At 35.4% G+C, this 18,632-nt stretch carries 18 protein-coding genes; 5 read left to right on the top strand and 13 right to left on the bottom strand.

Features of this window, described 5'->3' with window-relative positions; all coding sequences use genetic code 11:
- Window positions 1–83 precede the first annotated feature (83 nt).
- The 7 genes from ACOMCU_RS15155 to ACOMCU_RS15125 form a co-directional block, all read right to left on the bottom strand.
- Window positions 84–626 (bottom strand): ECF transporter S component, encoded by a 543-nt coding sequence (locus ACOMCU_RS15155; RefSeq protein WP_010861473.1) that lies wholly within the window; start codon window positions 624–626, stop codon window positions 84–86.
- 320 nt (window positions 627–946) lie between these two features.
- Window positions 947–1,219: a hypothetical protein gene (locus ACOMCU_RS15150; protein ID WP_010861472.1), complete on the bottom strand. Its 273-nt coding sequence runs from the start codon at window positions 1,217–1,219 to the stop codon at window positions 947–949.
- Window positions 1,220–1,885 (bottom strand): hypothetical protein, encoded by a 666-nt coding sequence (locus ACOMCU_RS15145; protein WP_010861471.1) that lies wholly within the window; start codon window positions 1,883–1,885, stop codon window positions 1,220–1,222.
- Window positions 1,886–2,263: 378 nt separating this feature from the next.
- Window positions 2,264–2,677, bottom strand: coding sequence for a MarR family winged helix-turn-helix transcriptional regulator (locus ACOMCU_RS15140; RefSeq protein ID WP_010860695.1), 414 nt, complete (start codon window positions 2,675–2,677; stop codon window positions 2,264–2,266).
- A 513-nt stretch (window positions 2,678–3,190) separates the two neighbouring features.
- Window positions 3,191–3,850: a hypothetical protein gene (locus ACOMCU_RS15135; RefSeq protein WP_421050584.1), complete on the bottom strand. Its 660-nt coding sequence runs from the start codon at window positions 3,848–3,850 to the stop codon at window positions 3,191–3,193.
- 2 nt (window positions 3,851–3,852) lie between these two features.
- Window positions 3,853–4,260: a permease prefix domain 1-containing protein gene (locus ACOMCU_RS15130; RefSeq protein WP_421050583.1), complete on the bottom strand. Its 408-nt coding sequence runs from the start codon at window positions 4,258–4,260 to the stop codon at window positions 3,853–3,855.
- Window positions 4,257–4,586 (bottom strand): PadR family transcriptional regulator, encoded by a 330-nt coding sequence (locus tag ACOMCU_RS15125; RefSeq protein WP_010860692.1) that lies wholly within the window; start codon window positions 4,584–4,586, stop codon window positions 4,257–4,259. The genes ACOMCU_RS15130 and ACOMCU_RS15125 overlap by 4 nt, the downstream gene beginning before the upstream one ends.
- Window positions 4,587–4,954: 368 nt before the next feature.
- Between ACOMCU_RS15125 and ACOMCU_RS15120 the strand changes: the two genes are divergently transcribed.
- Window positions 4,955–5,152: an ATP-binding protein gene (locus ACOMCU_RS15120; RefSeq protein ID WP_421050582.1), complete on the top strand. Its 198-nt coding sequence runs from the start codon at window positions 4,955–4,957 to the stop codon at window positions 5,150–5,152.
- Window positions 5,153–5,287: 135 nt separating this feature from the next.
- Here ACOMCU_RS15120 and ACOMCU_RS15115 read toward each other — a convergent pair whose 3' ends face one another.
- The gene (locus tag ACOMCU_RS15115) at window positions 5,288–6,475 is read right to left on the bottom strand and encodes a M14 family metallopeptidase (RefSeq protein ID WP_421050581.1); all 1,188 of its coding nucleotides are present in this window, start codon (window positions 6,473–6,475) and stop codon (window positions 5,288–5,290) included.
- A 777-nt stretch (window positions 6,476–7,252) separates the two neighbouring features.
- Here ACOMCU_RS15115 and ACOMCU_RS15110 point away from each other — a divergent pair.
- Both ACOMCU_RS15110 and ACOMCU_RS15105 read left to right on the top strand, forming a co-directional pair.
- Window positions 7,253–10,003: an ATP-binding protein gene (locus tag ACOMCU_RS15110; RefSeq protein WP_421050580.1), complete on the top strand. Its 2,751-nt coding sequence runs from the start codon at window positions 7,253–7,255 to the stop codon at window positions 10,001–10,003.
- A 5-nt stretch (window positions 10,004–10,008) separates the two neighbouring features.
- On the top strand, window positions 10,009–10,869 hold the full coding sequence (locus tag ACOMCU_RS15105; protein WP_010860688.1) for a CheR family methyltransferase: 861 nt from the start codon (window positions 10,009–10,011) through the stop codon (window positions 10,867–10,869).
- Window positions 10,870–10,925: 56 nt separating this feature from the next.
- Here ACOMCU_RS15105 and ACOMCU_RS15100 read toward each other — a convergent pair whose 3' ends face one another.
- Window positions 10,926–12,062, bottom strand: a complete 1,137-nt coding sequence (locus ACOMCU_RS15100) for a fused response regulator/phosphatase (RefSeq protein WP_010860687.1) — start codon at window positions 12,060–12,062, stop codon at window positions 10,926–10,928.
- Window positions 12,063–12,312: 250 nt separating this feature from the next.
- Window positions 12,313–13,335, bottom strand: a complete 1,023-nt coding sequence (locus tag ACOMCU_RS15095; RefSeq protein ID WP_421050579.1) for an HAAS signaling domain-containing protein — start codon at window positions 13,333–13,335, stop codon at window positions 12,313–12,315.
- 243 nt (window positions 13,336–13,578) lie between these two features.
- Here ACOMCU_RS15095 and ACOMCU_RS15090 point away from each other — a divergent pair, with 243 nt between their 5' ends.
- The gene (locus ACOMCU_RS15090) at window positions 13,579–13,767 is read left to right on the top strand and encodes a hypothetical protein (protein WP_421050578.1); all 189 of its coding nucleotides are present in this window, start codon (window positions 13,579–13,581) and stop codon (window positions 13,765–13,767) included.
- Window positions 13,768–13,979: 212 nt separating this feature from the next.
- Here the strand turns inward: ACOMCU_RS15090 and psiE are convergent, their stop codons facing one another.
- On the bottom strand, window positions 13,980–14,432 hold the full coding sequence (gene psiE, locus ACOMCU_RS15085) for a phosphate-starvation-inducible protein PsiE (RefSeq protein WP_421050577.1): 453 nt from the start codon (window positions 14,430–14,432) through the stop codon (window positions 13,980–13,982).
- 267 nt (window positions 14,433–14,699) lie between these two features.
- On the opposite strand from psiE, the gene ACOMCU_RS15080 reads away from it, so the two are divergent.
- The gene (locus ACOMCU_RS15080) at window positions 14,700–14,924 is read left to right on the top strand and encodes a hypothetical protein (protein ID WP_010860684.1); all 225 of its coding nucleotides are present in this window, start codon (window positions 14,700–14,702) and stop codon (window positions 14,922–14,924) included.
- A gap of 591 nt (window positions 14,925–15,515) precedes the next feature.
- Here the strand turns inward: ACOMCU_RS15080 and ACOMCU_RS15075 are convergent.
- Window positions 15,516–17,249 carry a methyl-accepting chemotaxis protein gene (locus ACOMCU_RS15075; protein ID WP_421050576.1) on the bottom strand — a complete coding sequence of 578 codons (1,734 nt, stop codon included), beginning with the start codon at window positions 17,247–17,249 and terminating at the stop codon, window positions 15,516–15,518.
- A 201-nt stretch (window positions 17,250–17,450) separates the two neighbouring features.
- Window positions 17,451–18,434: a GMP reductase gene (gene guaC, locus ACOMCU_RS15070; protein ID WP_010860681.1), complete on the bottom strand. Its 984-nt coding sequence runs from the start codon at window positions 18,432–18,434 to the stop codon at window positions 17,451–17,453.
- Window positions 18,435–18,632 lie beyond the last annotated feature (198 nt).

Here is an 18,632-nt window from a genome sequence, read left to right as displayed (position 1 = left end):
GCTAATTTTTTTAAAATATAAAAGCAGATTTTCTGAATGTGTAGAAAATCGGCCTTTACAATATTTTCGGTGTTTTCTAGAAATTATTTAAAAACATTAATTTTTTTCAGTACAATACAAACAGGAATGGCAGCACAGATGCCTACAATATTTTGAACGAGGTTACCAGGAATAGAGGCTGCTGGTATGATCCAATTCCCAAATAGCACACGTTCACAAATATAATAACCAGCTAACATAAAGGGAACTGAAATAATGGTAGCGATGAGATTGAACGTAATACTATTACCTTGTCGACCCTGAGACCAGGCAATTTTCCCAACTATATAGCCTTGCAAACCACGCGTTAAAAAAGTAAAAGGTGCCCATAATGTCCATCCAGATATTAAATCGAATAAGCCCATCCCAAAGGCGCCAGCCATTGCTCCTTTTTTAGGACCAAATAAGATGGATGTGATAAAGAGCATCGCCGTTCCAAGATGAACCAAACCACCGTTTGCAGTAATAGGTAATTTAATATTTATAAAGAGCGTTGCAACGAATACTAGTGCAATTAACATGGCCGTTTGAATCAAATCAAAAACGCGTGTATTTGTATAACTTTTCGTACTTTTTGTAATGTTCATAGTAATAGACCTTTCTTACCTTTTTTATCGGTTTTTTATTTATTGATAAAGTTAGCAAAGGAGTGGCCTATTGAAAAGTATCAATTTTGCGTAATTTTACAAGGTCAGTTTTCAACACCTGCAGTACTTTTTAGTTTAGAAAGTCTTAATCCTATATGCGACAACCGTGTTTATTGACGCTCAGAAAGTGAACAGCAACCTAGCGCGCAAGGGTTTAGTGAATTTTTACAAATATTATATTTCCCATAACGTGTAACGTTTTTAGTTAGAAGTAGAAGTGCATTTACTTTATAAAACTAAACGCTGTGCTTACTAGCTTTTTAAAATTTAAGCTGTGAACAGCAAAATACAAGGGAGCGTTTTACATAAAGCGAAATAATGAAAAGTAAGAAAGAAACAACAAGTGATAAAGGAATACTTAAAATAACTGGAAGGTCAACGCCTTGCCAAATACTCATTTTTAATTGGTCAAAGCCCACTGTTCTTAAAATACCGGCTAGTATTGATAATACTGCACTTAAAATCAACCCTCCGTAGAGGACCGATAACACTAATGTTGCGAGCAAGCAAAAAAATGACCGAATCATTTTCATCTAATTTTCACTCCTGATGATTTGCTGCACTTTAGCATTCGGAGAGATTGAATAGTCTTGTTTGTAATAAAGTGTTTGTATAATACAATTATCTTCAATTACCACGACATCCCCTTCAACAATTTCCGCATCAGTGTTAGAAAGTTCCAAGGTTCTCCCTTGTATACTTTTGCAAACTAATTTTTTCTTTAAGAAAGACAGAGATAGTCTATCTTTTTCAACATAAATTTCATCAGCGATAAGCTGATTGATTTCACTTCGGCCAGACATTTTTAACTGAAATTGTTTTGCGTGTATTTCTTTCGCTTTAACAAGGCCAGTTGCATTAAAATGTTCTGCTTGTAATTTTTGTTCGATTGTTAGCTTCCCCGAACTGTTAATCTTCTGTACTTGCCCATTTCTCATCTTTAAATTTCCAGCATTCGTCATTTCATTTATTTCACAAAAATCCTTGATGACACAAGATCCTGTATTTTTTAAAACGTGTGCTTCAACGCGAGAATGGAAAGAACTATGTCCGTGAGTAGAGATTGTTTTTAAGCGTACTTCTTGATGTAAAGCAACAGCACCGCGGATATTTAACTGCTCACAGTTTGGGGCTAATTCTTTAATACTGCCACTTGTAAGGGTTATGGTGCGTAACTTCTGAACTTGTTCGTTTGTCATGGATAATCACCTCATTATAATTTAATTAATATATATTTTAATTATTAAAACATATATTAATTAAATTATATGTAGCTTTATTTTGTCAAGAACTAAAAATTGTCTCAAATTCTGAAAATAAGCTTTTAACAATCATTTATAGACGTAGGCTCGTTGATTGGAGCGCAGGCGGCGACTTCTGCGGGAAAAGCATGAGCTGAAGGCCACGCAGGAGCATAGTGACGAGGAGACCGACGCCATGCCCGCGAAAAGCGTCCGCCGTAGCGGAAAGCAACATGTTCATATAGATCTTCTATGTTTAAAAGAAAAAAGACTGTAGACAAACTCAAATTTTTTTTGAGTTTGTCTACAGTCAGAGGATTTCATAAAAATGAAATCCTAAAAAATTTTTTTCATTAACTGATTAACATCAATTAGCACTTTGGCAATATCAATTAGTTTTTCTTGTGGTAATTTCAAGAATATTTCTTGTACCTTCACTTCCCCATCAGCCGTTAACACCATTTTCACGACACGTCTGTCTTTGCTTTCTCTAATCCGTTGCACTAAGTTTAATTTCTCCAATTTATCGCACATCGATGTAATAGCTCCAGGTGTTACAGTGAAAAAATCAGCTATTTCAGTTGCTTTCATGCCACCATTGATTTTTAGCTGAAGAAGAAGTATCAGCTGGTTCTGAGATAGAGACTCACCTTCTGAGAGAAGGTTGACAAACATCATAGATTTTTGTTGTATTTCAAGCATTTCTTTCATAATGATTTCCACATGTTTCATTTGACTATTATTTGACATTTGATCACAGCCCGTTAAAATATTTACAATTTAAATTATATAGTAAGTATATAATTAATTTATCGTACTGCCAATATACTTTAGTCTCTTGATCCCGAGTGAACGAGGCGGTCGATGAACGGACTGTAAAAGCTCGATTGAAGTTTCACTTTTGGGCAAACGATATAAACTGTAGATAAAAGTAAGTAATTTTACAGCAAATGGGAGTAAAGATGAATAAGAATTTTTATTATCTTTGGGGAAGTATTTCCTGGGGAAAGTTAGGTCTATCATTATATACAATGAACATGACGTTAATAATCTTTTCTCTTACACATAGAATCGAGGCAGTAATTGAAAAAGAAAGACTGCACATGAAAATGATGTAAATACTGATATAGTTGAAGAAGTTTATCGGACGATGATTTCCTGTGTCATTAAATTGGAATTGCAAGAACATACAAAAATAAATAAAGTAACATGCAATCGCTAATATCAAGCTGAAAATATTGGCGATTGCATTTTTAGTACAAGCTATACCCTTTTCGGAAAAGTTGTAGCTTTATACATCTTTCTTTTATAGACGTAAAAGTACATACTTAGTGGCCACCACATCACTAAAAAGATTGGATAAATAGACCATATTGTTCCTGGTGAGGAAACTGCATTTACTGTAATAAAAAAGATGCTGATGAGTATGCTAGCGTAAATAGAGAACGCAACGAATGTTTTTTTCTGAGCATGATATAGAGCCAAGGGCCACCATATGACTAAAAATGCTGGATAAATAGCCCATGGATATTGAGGGGACATGACAAGATTTAAGATAAAATAATAAATGATGGTGCTCGCACAGCCAAAAAGTGCGACTTTCAACGATTTTGCTTTTTCCTCTAAAAACATGAGGATGGGCCACCATAATATTGGGTAAAAGGCATACATAATCCATAAATGATTAGGTGAAAATAAATAATTTTCGATTGTCAGGAAAGCGATGACCATAATACTACAGAATACAGAATACTGTTTGTATAATTTCTTTGACATAAAATATATAGTGATCGGCCATAGTAAAAGAAGTAAACAAGGATAAATAAACCAAATCGTTTGTGGTGATGTTATATAATTCACCATTGCTAAAAATATCATGGTCATCAGGCTACCTGCTACGGAAAAACTAATATAATGTTTCATAATTACTCCCTCCATTTCTTACGTGACCAAACGAAGTACATGGATAGAGGCCACCATAATATTGCGAAGATTGGGTAGATTGCCCAAATTGTATTTGGTGTATAGTAAAGATTGATAAAAAGAAATAAAGCAATAATTAAAGAACTGCCCCAAACCGAAAATTCTAAATTTAATTTAGCCATGTTTTTAGTTTCTGGTTTTTTCACACCTAATTCATTTCTTAAATCTTCAATATCTCCGAACTCAACGATGGCTTTATTAATCGCGTCATCTTCTTCTTTTCCTTGCTCCATCAAATAAAATACTTTTTCTTCAAGGTTTTGAATAATTTCTTGTTTCACCATTTCTGTCTCATTATTACGAGGAATATCTTTAAACAACTCATCAATATGATTTTTTATCTTTTTCATTCTAAGCCCTCCATAAATAAATCGATAATTTCCTTCACTTCCATCCATTCTTTTACTAGCTCGTTTAAATAGGCTTTACCTAATGGGGTAATACGGTAATACTTTCGTTTGCCTCCATGAGAAATATCACCATAATAGGCTTCAATAATTTCTCTTTTCTCTAAACGCTGAAAAATTGCGTATAAAGTTGCTTCTTTAATTTGAAAACGATTATTTGTACGGAGACTAATTTCTTGAGATATTTCATAGCCATATCGATCTTTCTCTGAAATTAGCCGCAAAATAATTGAATCCAAGTGTCCGCGGATGATATCACTTCGAACCATAAGTCACCTACTTAGATAATATTGTTCTATCTGGTAGAGTAATATTAGCAAAGATTACTCTGCCTGTCAAAGTAATAAATGAAAAAATTCTGGAAATAAATTTGAGCACCCACAAAGGTTTTATGAAATGGACTAAAAAAATATTGATGCAACTTTCGTCGTCTAGCTATGTACGGTGTTACAAGGAATAAAAAAATTCCACAGGATATACATCCAGTGAAATTTTTGCCGGTATAGCTAAATTAACTACTTAGGCATTTGGCTGAGGTAATGGTTCAACTATAGGGTGTTCTTCAGACGAGAGGAATGGATAGTCGGCGTTTCCCGTGATTTGATAACACCCTTATCCTCCATAAAGGGCTATGCTCATGTGCTTAAATCTGCTCTCTATCCACTGGTCGCAAGAAGAATTTCAGACGATTGGGCGTACACTTCGAGAGAAAACGAGCGGATCTGGCTTGAAGATGAGTATTGCGAAACAATTAACCGTTGCACACGGGGGAGAAATATTCGAATCCAGCAAACTGGGACATGGTACGGAAATTGTACGAAGGTTTCGACTGTAAAATTTCTGTAGTACACTGCATCTCACGGACTTTCTATAACGACTACTGAAAAAGTAAATCCGATAAACAAAGGTTACCTTAACCTAAAGATTATCGGATTTTTGACTAATATAAAGCCGAATTATTCGTTTACAACTATAAATACAACCCTGCAAGAAAGATCCCTAATGCTTCTTGATAGATTTCATCAAACTGGTTTAATGGCAGTGGATTTGTACCGCTACCTAATTCCACGGTAAAACCGGGTCGTCGCCAATCTTGAATGAACCAATCCTTATAGCCTGCATAGCTGCCAGCTGATTGAACAGGCTCATAGCCACTTACTCGACTAAACTCATTCACCAATACTTCAGACTCAGGTGGTTCAAGATTTTCAAATCCCCAAAAGATGACTCTTCCCTGAGTATGAAAAGCCAAGACTCTTGCAAAATCACGTTTTCTTGTCAACTCGGCCATCGCAATGGACTCAGGTTCGGAAAGGGGACTTTTACCTCCGTAATCACGGGGACCTGGCGTTTTCGGATTGCGCGCACTTTCTAATTCCCACTGGGCGGGAAACTGGTCGTTCAAATCGACACCATTTATATTCGCCTTCCAGCCAGAAAAGTCGGAACTGCCATTATTCCAACCTATTAGTTTTTTTCCTAATTCATCGTCTGGCGGCCCATTTAGTACTAAATGGACGCCATCCGGATTAACCATCGGAACAATGGATAGCGATGTTTGCTGGTATAGAGGAGAGGTAGAAAGTCCACGAATTGTAGTTTGGTTTGTCAGAGAGAGCAAGTAATCATTTAGAAATGTCAAAATGATAGGAGTAGTAATCCACTCATTCGCATGAAATGAGCCATTATAATGAACTCGTTTAGAGCCATTCCCGACTAAAATCTCAGGAATTTCTCGTGCTAATACAGAATTGCCAATGGAAGAACTTTGGATGAACGGATAGGCGATTTGTAGTTTTTTCAGATCGCTCATCATAATGTTATAGTCATAATCTTGTTTGCCATTTACGAGCCTCCAGGTAATCCTCTGAGGGACGTGAATGGTCTGGCCGATTTGCAGACGATTAGGATTAAGATTGGGATTGACAAGTAGAATGGCCTGGATAGGAAGATTTCGATTTTGAGCAATTTGCCATAAAGTGTTCCCTTGTTGGATTTGATAATCGGTTGTAACAAATCCTGGAATTCGAATGCGTTGTCCAACCTGAAGTATTTGTGGGTTAATATGTCGGTTGGAATCAATAATGAGTTGGAGGGGAATTTTAAATACTTCACTGAAATGCCAAAATGAATCCCCCGGACTTACAAATACATCCACATCTTTTCTCCCCTTATTTTCAAGATAGTGCATCATAGAAGTATATGAATTTCTACAACACTTCGTTCAATACATAAAATGCGCAAGGAGAAGTTATTTTGTTATTTTTGTTTCGCCTATTATACTGATAAGATAGTTACAAGACAAATAAAGTGAAACTTCAATCAGTGGTTTTTCCCCCACTGATTGATAGTTAAACCACTCGGGTTTTTACGGACAGTTGTTCTGTCCACTTGAGGAGAGCATGTTACTGACCGTTAATACGGGATAAAGTGAAACTTCAATCAGTGGGAGTTCTATCCCCGCTGATAGATAGTTGAACCACTCGGGTTTTTACGGACAGTTGTGCTCTCCACTTGAGGAGAGCATGTTACTGACCGTTAATACGGGATAAAGTGAAACTTAAATCAGTGGGAGTTTTATCCCCGCTGATAGATAGTTGAACCAATCGGGTTTTTACGGACAGTTGTGCTCTCCACTTGAGGAGAGCATGTTACTGACCGTTAATACGGGGTAAAGTGAAACTTCAATCAGTGGGAGTTCTATCCCCGCTGATAGATAGTTGAACCAATCGGGTTTTTACGGACAGTTGTGCTCTCCACTTGAGGAGAGAATCTTACTGACCGTTAATACGGGATAAAGTGAAACTTAAATCAGTGGGAGTTTTATCCCCGCTGATAGATAGTTGAACCAATCGGGTTTTTACGGACAGTTGTGCTCTCCACTTGAGGAGAGTATCTTACTGACCGTTAATACGGGATAAAAGGAAGGAATTACATGTATAGTAAATTAAAATTAGGTATTCGTTCTAAGATTACTATAGGCTATATAGTTATCATTCTTTGTTTACTTGCGTCGGTTATCATATTAAATAATCAAATTACATCGCTACAAAAGGAAAGAAATTTTATTATAAAGTATGATTCACAGGTACAAGCGCTAACAAATAGTATTGAAAAATATATATTGGATATGGAATCCAGTCAACGGGGATATATTATTACAGGTGAATTAAGTTACTTAGAACCATACGACAATGCTTCGAAAAATTGGAAGGTTGATTTTAATGAGCTTCATCAACTATTAGATGATAAACCAAATCAACAAGAGAAGTTAGAAGAAATAAAGGCCACGATAGAGCATTGGGTTGCTACATCAGGTGATACAACAATTAAGCTAAAAAAAGATAATAACACAGCAGAGCTAAGGGAATTTTTTAAAGTGGATATTGGTCGTAAGGATATGGAGACGATGCGCAAGCAATTTGCATCGTTCCGTACAGCTGAAAATGTTTTGACTCAAACCAAAGCAAACCAATTGGATAAAAAAAATAGTAATTTAACAAGCGGGTTATTCGGGTTATTGGTACTTGTTTCGGTTATTGCTATTGTAATCGCTAGTGGAATTTCTCGTTCCATTGTAAAAACAATAACAGAAGTTACAGAGGCAATTAAAGTAATTGCTGCTTCAAAGGGCAAGCATAAAGGAAGAATCCATGTAAAAACAAACGATGAGATTAACGCTCTTGCCGATGCAACCAATGAGCTTTTAGATACACTTGAGAAACGGGAATGGTTGCAGTCCAACGTTGCTGAAATTGTCACAAAATATCAAGGGATATCCGCAATTACGCAATTAGCGGAAATCTTCCTGTCAGAAATAGCGCAAAAGACACAATCCTCACTTGGTGCATTTTATGTGCGTGAAATGAATAATAATGAAATCCATTTTGTGAAAAGGGCTGCGTTTGCAGACGCAAGCGATAATATTGGAATGGAACGTTTCAAAATAGGACAGGGTTTAATTGGACAATGTGCTTCTGACAAACAGATATATATTTATAACGATATTCCTAATGATTATCGAGTAATTGGAACAGGCTTAGGAGAAGCACCTCCTAAGAGCATCTTTATGATTCCGATTATATTTGAAGAGGAGGTCATAGCTATTGTTGAATTGGCGACAATGACCAACTACACAAAGTTACAACAGGAATTAGTAAAACAAATCGTTGAAACTTTTGGACTAACTGTGAATAGTATTTTAGGTCGCATGGAAATCGTCCGTTTATTAAATGACTCGAGAGCGATGACAGAAGAATTACAGGTACAATCCGAAGAGCTACAAACGCAATCGGAAGAATTACAAATGCAGACAGAAGAACTTACAATGATTAATGAACAGCTGGAAGAAAGAACGAAAGATGCAGAAACAAAATCAAGAGAACTAGAAATAGCCAAAAGAGATTTAGAAGAAAGTGCTGAGCAGCTTTTACTTAATTCTAATTATAAGTCCGAATTTTTAGCCAATATGTCTCACGAATTGAGAACACCACTGAATAGTATTTTAATTTTATCTGAAATGTTAGCTGAAAATAGTCGTAACAGTCTAACAGAGGAGGAAGCAGAATTTGCTAGTGTAATCCATTCCTCGGGGGAAGACTTACTTGCATTAATTAATGACATATTGGATCTATCAAAAGTTGAAGCTGGAAAATTAGATATAATATTTGGAGAAGTAAATGTAAGTGAAGTGCCACTACAATTAGAGCAAATTTTCTCGCCAGTCGCACACAAAAAGAAGCTAGATTTTCAAATGACAATAGCTGAAAATGTAGTGGATGTTTTCTTTACGGATGAGAAGAGATTTTTGCAAATTTTAAAGAATTTATTATCCAATGCTTTTAAATTCACGGAAGAAGGTTCTGTAAATCTAAGTATTGAACAACTTGCAAATGAACAGTTAACAAATAATATGCAAGAGATTAGTAATGAATGGCTGGAAATCACTGTGTCAGATACCGGTATAGGTATTCCGAAGGACAAACATCAACTAATCTTTGAATCATTCCAGCAGGCAGACGGTGCTACTGTGCGTAAGTATGGCGGAACTGGTCTAGGTTTATCTATTTGTAAAGAATTCGCCAAATTACTTGGAGGATGGGTGTCCTTACAAAGTGAAGAGGGGAAAGGCAGTAGCTTTACGCTTACTCTGCCAAGTTTACCGAATGGCATCAACGAGGAGACATGTTCTAACCTTACTTTTGCCGAGGTTATGGCTACAACCGTAGTTAATGAGAAAATAGAAGTAATAGAAGAAACATTTGATGAAAGCTATCAGGATGCCCAAAATGAAGTGGATGTTTTTCATGATAAAAATATATTAATTGTCGACGATGATTATCGTAATATTTATGCATTAAAAACGGCGCTTGAAAAAAGAGGTATGAATATTCTCGTCGCAAAAGATGGCTTAGAATGCTTAGATGTTATGCAAACTAATGCCAAAATTGATTTAATTCTCATGGACATTATGATGCCGAATATGGATGGATATGAAACGATGTCTATCATTCGTAAGCAAATGAAGCTTACGGATTTACCAATAATAGCTTTAACTGCGAAAGCCATGAGGAATGATCGAGATAAATCTTTAGAGGCAGGCGCTTCTGATTATATTAGTAAGCCATTGAATTTAGACCAATTAGTATCTGTATTACGAGTATGGCTAGTTTCCAAAAGGAGTTAATAGGTATGCCAAATGACTTTCACAACAACTCAGAGCTAAGCTTGGAGACCAATCAACATATAAATATGGAAATTGATTTATTACTCGAAGCGGTCTACCGTTTATCAGGTTTTGATTTTCGTCAATATAATCGTTCCTCTATATCACGACGAATTTATAACAGGATGAGGATTAGTAATATTCCAACGGTTTCTCGTTTACTTGAAAAAGTAATTCATGAAGAGGGTTTCTTAGAGCAACTTCTAAATGATTTCTCAATTAATGTAACAGAGATGTTTAGGAATCCTAGCTTTTTTAAAGCCTTCCGTAAAGAAGTGATACCGTACTTAAGGAATTACACTGAAATTCGAATATGGCATGCAGGGTGTGCAACAGGTGAAGAAGTGTACTCAATGGCTATTTTGTTACAAGAAGAGGGTTTACTTGAAAAAAGCGTGATTTATGCAACGGATATGAATGAGCATGTTTTAGAAAAAGCTAGACAAGGTGCTTTTCCTATTCAAAAAATGCAAGCATACACAAAAAACTATATGCTTGCAGGGGGCATTGATGCTTTTTCAGAATACTATAGTACCGATTATCAATATGCTTACTTTCATCCTTCTTTACTAAAAAATATTATTTTCGCACAGCATAATTTAGTAACAGACCAGTCGTTTAATGAGTTTCATGTCATTATGTGCCGCAATGTGTTAATTTACTTTTCACCGGGCTTACAAAGCCAAGTTCATAGGCTATTTTACGATAGCCTAAGCCCGGATGGATTTTTATGTTTAGGGGATAAGGAAACACTCCGCTGTGAAGGGATTAATTCAAAGTATAAAGAAATCGTAGGAAATGAACGGATTTATCAGAAGTTATATTAATAGCAAAGAGGAGGTCTCGATTTGAGATCTCCCCTTTTATTGTTCTGCATTATAGGTTATTGAGCTTGAATCATTAAGACACACATATCATCTGGTTGATTCAATTGTTTTTCCTTTGGTAGAAGATTATCTATAAGGCACTGAGAATAATCCCACTTTGAAGATGTTAAGGTGCGCAAATGCTCTTCCGATTCTATTTCACAGGGGCCCATAGCCTCAAGAACGCCATCAGTATACAAAATAATTTGTACATCCTCCTGATATTCAATAAGTTGCTTTTGCACCTCTATTTCATCAAAGAAGCCGACCGCACAACTACCTTTACTTAAGGGAACTAGTGTTTTTTCGTCAACAAGTGCATACCCATAAGGATGACCAGCGTTTACATATTCAATGGTTTTATTCTCTGTATCAATGACTAAGTAAATGGCTGTAAAATAAAATAAATTTTCATCTTTTCCATCCTGTAAAAGTGCCATATATCGATTTAATTCTTTAATGACTAGCTCGGGCTCGACTAGCTGTTTAACTGCTTCTCTGAGCACAGAGGAGATAAACATACAAACAAGCGCAGCAGATATACCATGCCCCATCATATCAAGCAAAATGATGGAATAGCGATGATCATTTATTTTATGCCAATAATACATATCTCCTGCTAAATTAGAGGATGGTAGATAAGAAACTTCAATTTTAATGTCCTCTTCCTTTAAAGGAGGGCTTAATAAGCTTCTTTGAACATGCGTAGCTAAATCCAATTCGTATTGTATTTTTTTTTCATGTAAAGTGTGCCAGTCTAATTCAGCTTTCAAGCGTAAGGCGACTCGAATTCTAGCAAGTAGTTCTATCTTATTAATCGGTTTTGTAATGTAATCTACGCCACCTATATCTAATGCTTGTGCCAGTTTGTTTTTATCTTCAAGTGCCGTAACAAAAATAATTTGAATGTCTTTTAATCTTTCATTTTGTTTAATACGTTTGCAGGCTTCGATACCGTCAATTTCTGGCATCATAATGTCTAATAAAATCAAATCTACTGAATTACCAGTTGGATTTTCAGCATCCAACTGTAAATACTCAAAAAGCTCATAAGCTGATGATAAAGAAACACAGTTATCATAACCCGCATTTTTTAATATTTTTTCAATTACAAATAGATTGACGGAGTTGTCATCTACAAGAAGAATTGTCATAGTTATTTCCCCTTATTCTGATTTGAATATTGATGAAGTGTAGATTATCATAATAATTAAAAATACTCTCAATCTTATTATTATACAAAACATTAGAGAATAACGGTATTTTAACGAATCAAAGGTATATTATACTAGTCAATTAGTTTGCTATAAATAAAGGGACAATGAGCAGAGTAGGTGAGAATTAGTAGTGTATAGTTAAAAAATGTAAATCGGGTTATATTTGAGAAGAAATCACATTATTTTATTAAGGTTTAATTTTAGCTTTCTTAAAGCGATTAACTATATCAATACTATTTGCTACAATGGAGATCGCAATAATCACTAACAATATTCGATCGATAGAAAATGCAACTTTTGAAGCTGTTGTCTCCATAATAGCAGCTATATAAGGGATGGCGGGACCGTGTATTAAGTCGGGTTGCCTAGCCATTAGGATAAAAACAATCGTAGTTACAACTTGAAGGAAAGCATTTATGACAGCAAGTGGAATGGTCCATTGTCTAACTTTCCATTTATAAAATGTTAATCCAATACTGAGCACAATACAAAACAGAATGAACGGTTCATAAGAAAGTAAGGTGTTTTGATTGAATATTGGCATGACGAACTTCAAACCAGTTCGCTCATCCGAAGTGTAAATGCCAATGAGATGATTCGCTTTAAAATAAACTACAGAAAAAATAGCTATTCCTAAAAAGCTAAATACAATATCATTTAGCGGAATGTTCTTGTCATTAGCAATGATTTTAACTTTTTTTAAATCATCAGGCGTCCATTGTTGTTGATCTTTTAAAAAGGGCATATGAACCTTAAAGTTGTCAAAGTTGCCTGTACGTTCAATAACAATAAAGGCAATGGTTACCCAAAATAGAACATGAAATAGTACGGATATAATGGTGGCAATTGTTATGGAAATTGTTTTAATGATGGTAGAAAGTAGTGCCCCCTCCCCTGTGTAAAACACAATGCTTTCAATAATTTGCACCAGAGTAGTAATAAAAATTGCCCATGGTATAACTAATTTGATGGTTCTAATATAAGTGTCATATACAAGTGGCCCGATTAGATGCTTGGAAATATCTTGATAACTAGCTGCGAGTTCAGCGGGGTCTCCAAGCTTTAAGAGAACATCTTTTACTTCCAATTCGGAATAATTATCCGGTAACGAGTCTTCTATTTTTGATTTTAGCTCTAGCCGTATATCATCACGGATTTTTTTGGGTAGCCTTCTCGTCACTTCATAAATATAGACATCAATCAGATTCATCCTTGTCATCTCCCCCCAACAATGTATTCAGCTCTATAAACAATGAGACCATTTTAGAAGTTCTAAAATTTAATGTCAGACGTACAAAACACATAAAATTTCCGAGGCCATTTCTCTGTCATGTTCCAGTTATTTGTTATGTGGTAATATATGTTATTAATCATAACAGAAATTAATGTGAAGAATTGTACGAAAATTAAATTGCTTTAATACCATACACATCTAATGGACAGGGGGAATTAAATGAGGTATGTTGAGAAACTGAAAGAAGAGGCATTTACAAAATTTGTAGATATTGTGGTGGGTGCTTATCCAGGAATGTCGGATGCTTCACAGCAATCAAAGGAACAATTGACGAAGTTCTTTGTGCAAAACCAGCACAATAATCCAGTCATTATTATTATGGATGATTGTGGACAGATGGAAAATTAATTGGTGGTATGCGCCTTCACGATATTGCAGAACTTTCATCCCTTGTGATGGGTATTGTAACGATAAAGGAATTATTCATGCGGGGTAAAGTAAAAGTGAGTAATGAACAATAGCGTTAAATCAGTTCTTTTTCGTCTATGGAAAGCCAATCTTTGTCACAGCATTTTAGGAGAAACCATTATTCTTTATGGCTCCCCTAAATACAGTGTTAGTTATTCTTTTTTCATAAAGAGTGAGGAAGAACGAACAGGCCTCTCTAATGGCGTAATATTAATAATAAAATAACTAATAATTAATATTAAAATAACTAGTGAATACATTAATGTGTTTAGAGGATGATCATGTTCCACAATGATTAATCGGATCATGGCAGTGATACCTATATAAATGAAATATCTCAATGGAAAATGATAATCCTCTTTAAAATATTTAATAATCATTGTTATAAATTCAAAATACAAAAAAAAGATTAAAATATTTGCGAGGAAAAGCTTGTAGTCACCGCCGTCATCGGCAATTAAAATTTTTAGGAATTCAATCAGCTCTTTTATAAGCAAGAAGGATAAAATGAGCGCAAGTAGCACAAGGCATACATTTAAAAATAACTGTAAAGTTTTAGGTATAGTTTTAATTAGTTGAAGATACGTATTGTTTTTTTGATTCATCTAATCCCTCATTCCAATCTTCTTATTTAAAAATAATTATTTTATAGAATATGAAAAGCCTAGAAAAAAGAGAATACTTTTTTGTGGAAAAATAGTGATAATTTTGCGTATTTATGCTTTGATTTATTGAATATAACATTTTATTGTAAATTCTAAATTAGCAATACTGTAAATTCCAATTGCTTAATCTTAAAAGAAAGTTTTTAAAAAAATTAGGCTGTATGCTAAAATAGATGTGCATGAATATATAAAAAAGGGGTTTTTAAAATGGCAAAATCAGCAAAATCAGATGCGAAAATTACACCAGAGCGTCTAGAAGAAGCGTTAAACGTTCGTGATCGCCTTATTATTGAATTACTAGTGCAAGTCCTCGACGAGAAGCTAGTAATTGAACGTCCTGTATTGCGTGAGCGTTTAGGGAATCTTGTAGATCTTTCTAATCACGATGCAGAACTAAAGGAAACGTTAACGGCTGTTATTAATAAGCTGTAAAAACCGCGTAATGACAATATGTAAAGAAAAGTGCTGCGAATCTTTCGTGGCCTTTTTTTTATAATCCCTTTTAAATGTTCATTGGAATACATACTTCTTCCTTTGAATAGGCAGCATACGTACTTAGCTGATTATTCTCGACCTGTTTAGAAAATAATGATGCTGTAACTGCAGTTCATGGGCAAAAAAAGAAAAGGAGAAAAGACGTTTAAGAAGCAATATGTTGGAAGAGGATGTATTGAAATTTACGAAGGAGCTAGTAGGAAACGACTGAGGTCGAAAGAGTCGCAGGTGAAAATAATGCAATGGAACAAAATGTGGATAGGGACGATGAAGGTTATGAATCCATGCGCCATTGACTGCAATATGACGTATGGTACATTTAGGATCTTTCATGCTATATAATCCTGATACCAATGTAAATGGAATGAGCATTTTAATAAACAAGGTACTTTAATGAGAAGCATGCACTTTATTTTAAGTACTCTTCCAACTTTAGATAACATAAAGCTAAAACTAAAGTACCCTATAAGGTAGACATTGCAAGGGTGCTTATCTTATAGGGTGGATATTTAAATGAATAGACTTTAATTAACTAAAACGATCCACTAATTCGTGCATTCTCTCTGCTTCTGTGTGAAGCTCCACAGAAGAATGCATAATCGAAGTGATTGCAGACTTTTGTTCATCAATAGAAGCGTTTATTTGTTCAGTGGCAGCTGCTGATTGTGTAGCTACACTAGCAATCTCATTAATAGCGTTTACAACGATAAGTCGATTTTCTGCCATTTCAATCATACCCTGATCAAGGGAAACGAGGTGACTAGTAATACCCTCAATTGAATCCGATAAAAATGTAAAGGCATTTTGTACTTCACTAATGGATGTAACCTGACCTTGAGAAAGTTGGAGCGTATGCATCATCTTGGCATCGGAATTCGCTGTATCTAACTCAATTCGTTTCAATAAATTTCTCACACGATTCGTTGCTTCGTTTGTATCTTCTGATAAATGTCGAACCTCTTCAGCGACTACTGCAAAGCCTTTACCGTGTTCGCCCGCGCGAGCAGCTTCGATGCTTGCATTTAACGCTAACAGATTAGTCTGTTCAGAAATAGATGTGATTGTCTGTACTACATTCTGAATTTCCTGCATTTGCCCCATCAAACTAGAAAAATTTTCCCTTAGCTCTTCAATAACCTGAGTAAACTCATTAGAATTTTGTTGTAGCATTGCTACTTTTTGTCGTCCATTTTCCTGTGATTTGTTAATGATACTCGTTTTTTGTGTAATTTCAGCATATTTATCTGTCGCATTGGAAATAAGGGAAGATAACGTATCCACTTTACTACTTGCCATTTCTGCTTCCTCAGCCTGAATAACCGCACCTCTAGAAATTTCTATGATAGCTTGGTGGATTTCGTCGGCTGAGGCAGTCGTTTCTTCTGTGATAGCGCTGAGCATTTCAGAGGACATTCTCATTTGTGTAGAGCTGTCCTTGGTATTGCTAACCATCTCATTTAAACTATACTTCATATCATTAACGTTATTAGCAAGAACCGCTAATTCATCATTTGTGATAATCGGAATATCCTCGCCAGTCAACTTTCCTTTTGCAATATCAGAGGTCATCACCATAATACGTCGTATGTACGAAGTCATTCTACCCGAGAAGAACCAAAAGAGGGTAACACCCATGATTGTCGCGAGTAATGTCATACCAAGTGTGTAATAGAGAACATTTGTAGCGCCTTCGTTGAAATCCATTTCATAGGTACCAGCAGCAATAATCCATCCCCAATGCTCGTCCTTTGCTACATATGTAATCTTAGGTGCAACTACATCAGGGTTTGACGGTAATGCCCAATCATAACGTACGTACCCACCACCCTTGTTTGCCTCAGCAATCTGTTCCCGTACAAAATAACGACCGTCTTTTGTTTGGAGGTCAGTAACATTGTCACCTTCAAGTGATGGATGAGCTTCCATCATCCCATCATCTTTCAAGACATAAAAGTAGAAGTTTTCACCGTATTTAACTGGGTTATCAATTGATCTTTTGTTCTCTTCTGTTTTTTTGCCGACAATCTGCGTCCTTGCTTGTTCCTGCGCCTGTTCTAACGTTAAATTACCCTGTTGAACTTGTTCATCCAATGTTGCAATCAATTCCATCAGTCCTAAAGTCCCGTTTTTAAGACTAAGCTGCCCTACTTTGTCAATTTCATTTTTCGCGACAAAATAATTGACAGTTCCTACAAGTACCGTAGGGATTAATATAACGATTATGGCCAACCCAACTAGCTTATTTCGCACTGATTTCAACATGGACATACCCTCCGTTCTTTTCAAAGAGCCAAAGTACGTATTAATACTTTCATTTAATTATAGTATAAAATAGTATAATAGAAAATAATATATTGAAAATTCAGAAAAATAAATATGTAGAATATTTTCCTTTTTATCAGTAAAAATAAAATAGCCCAAACGAGAAATAAAATTCTTGTTTGGGCTTAACTTTTATTAATGTTAGTATACTTTATCACCGTTAAAGATTGAGTTTTTTACAATTACATAATCTACATTTCGAATTGCATCTAGCTGCTTGCCACCTGCATAAGAAATAGATGATTGAAGGTCTTGTTGCATTTCAATTAAAGTATCTTTTAGGCTACCTTTATGTTCTACGTACATTTTTTTGCCTTCAACATTTTTCTTCTCACCTTTTTGGAATTCTGAAGCAGAGCCAAAGTATTCTTTCACTAATTTACCGTCGATTTCTATTGTTTCGCCTGGTGATTCCTCATGACCTGCAAAAAGGGAGCCGATCATCACCATTGAAGCACCAAAACGTACTGATTTTGCAATATCGCCATTTGTCCGAATACCACCGTCAGCGATTATTGGTTTTGTCGCTGCCTTTGCACACCAACGCAGTGCTGCTAGCTGCCAGCCTCCTGTACCGAAGCCTGTTTTGATTTTTGTAATACAAACTTTACCAGGTCCAATGCCCACTTTTGTAGCATCTGCACCAGCGTTTTCAAGTTCACGTACAGCTTCAGGTGTACCAACATTGCCAGCGATGACAAAGCTATTTGGTAAAAGCTTTTTAATATGCTGAATCATTCTAATAACAGCATTTGAGTGACCATGTGCAATATCAATTGTGATAAATTCAGGTACTAAACCTGTAGTAGCTAACTCTTCTACAAATGAATATTCTTCTTCTTTCACACCGACACTAATTGAAGCAATTAAACCACGACCTTGCATATCTTTAATGAAATCAGCTCGTTTTTCTGGGTTGAAGCGATGCATGATATAAAAGTAACCGTTTTCAGCAAGTTTCACAGCAATACTTTCATCGATGATTGTTTGCATGTTTGCAGGTACAACAGGTAGCTTAAATGTGTGGTCACCTAGCATAACAGAAGTATCACATTCTGAACGGCTTTCTACGATGCATTTTGCGGGAATTAGTTGAATATCCTCATAGTCAAATACGTTATCCATTATATACACTCCTAAAATACGAATATTTTTAAAGAATTATTTTAAATCGTTCGTCATTTGGTAATTTACATCATTTTTAAGGAAATGTCAAAGTTTTTATCAAAATAACTTAATAATCTACTTTAGAGACATGAAAAGGACCAATTATAGAGCATTAAAAATACTTTTTGTTATAGAAAAAAAAGAATTTTATGAAGA

Origin of the sequence: Lysinibacillus sp. UGB7 (genome assembly GCF_049058285.1) — a bacterium.
In the GTDB taxonomy this organism is placed as follows: domain Bacteria; phylum Bacillota; class Bacilli; order Bacillales_A; family Planococcaceae; genus Lysinibacillus; species Lysinibacillus sphaericus_B.
Note: the sequence above shows the minus strand (reverse complement) of the source record. Positions and strands in the feature narration are given on the sequence as shown.

Coding starts and splice junctions, on each gene's coding strand:
- ACOMCU_RS15105 (WP_010860688.1), top strand. CDS start 10,009: ATGCCAAATGACTTTCACAACAACTCAGAGCTAAGCTTGGAGACCAAT.
- ACOMCU_RS15140 (WP_010860695.1), bottom strand. CDS start 2,677: ATGTCAAATAATAGTCAAATGAAACATGTGGAAATCATTATGAAAGAA.
- psiE (WP_421050577.1), bottom strand. CDS start 14,432: ATGAATCAAAAAAACAATACGTATCTTCAACTAATTAAAACTATACCT.
- ACOMCU_RS15095 (WP_421050579.1), bottom strand. CDS start 13,335: ATGAATCTGATTGATGTCTATATTTATGAAGTGACGAGAAGGCTACCC.
- ACOMCU_RS15110 (WP_421050580.1), top strand. CDS start 7,253: ATGTATAGTAAATTAAAATTAGGTATTCGTTCTAAGATTACTATAGGC.
- ACOMCU_RS15120 (WP_421050582.1), top strand. CDS start 4,955: ATGTGCTTAAATCTGCTCTCTATCCACTGGTCGCAAGAAGAATTTCAG.
- ACOMCU_RS15075 (WP_421050576.1), bottom strand. CDS start 17,249: ATGTTGAAATCAGTGCGAAATAAGCTAGTTGGGTTGGCCATAATCGTT.
- ACOMCU_RS15145 (WP_010861471.1), bottom strand. CDS start 1,885: ATGACAAACGAACAAGTTCAGAAGTTACGCACCATAACCCTTACAAGT.
- ACOMCU_RS15100 (WP_010860687.1), bottom strand. CDS start 12,062: ATGACAATTCTTCTTGTAGATGACAACTCCGTCAATCTATTTGTAATT.
- guaC (WP_010860681.1), bottom strand. CDS start 18,434: ATGGATAACGTATTTGACTATGAGGATATTCAACTAATTCCCGCAAAA.
- ACOMCU_RS15080 (WP_010860684.1), top strand. CDS start 14,700: ATGGCAAAATCAGCAAAATCAGATGCGAAAATTACACCAGAGCGTCTA.
- ACOMCU_RS15090 (WP_421050578.1), top strand. CDS start 13,579: ATGAGGTATGTTGAGAAACTGAAAGAAGAGGCATTTACAAAATTTGTA.
- ACOMCU_RS15150 (WP_010861472.1), bottom strand. CDS start 1,219: ATGAAAATGATTCGGTCATTTTTTTGCTTGCTCGCAACATTAGTGTTA.
- ACOMCU_RS15155 (WP_010861473.1), bottom strand. CDS start 626: ATGAACATTACAAAAAGTACGAAAAGTTATACAAATACACGCGTTTTT.
- ACOMCU_RS15130 (WP_421050583.1), bottom strand. CDS start 4,260: ATGAAAAAGATAAAAAATCATATTGATGAGTTGTTTAAAGATATTCCT.
- ACOMCU_RS15135 (WP_421050584.1), bottom strand. CDS start 3,850: ATGAAACATTATATTAGTTTTTCCGTAGCAGGTAGCCTGATGACCATG.
- ACOMCU_RS15125 (WP_010860692.1), bottom strand. CDS start 4,586: ATGGTTCGAAGTGATATCATCCGCGGACACTTGGATTCAATTATTTTG.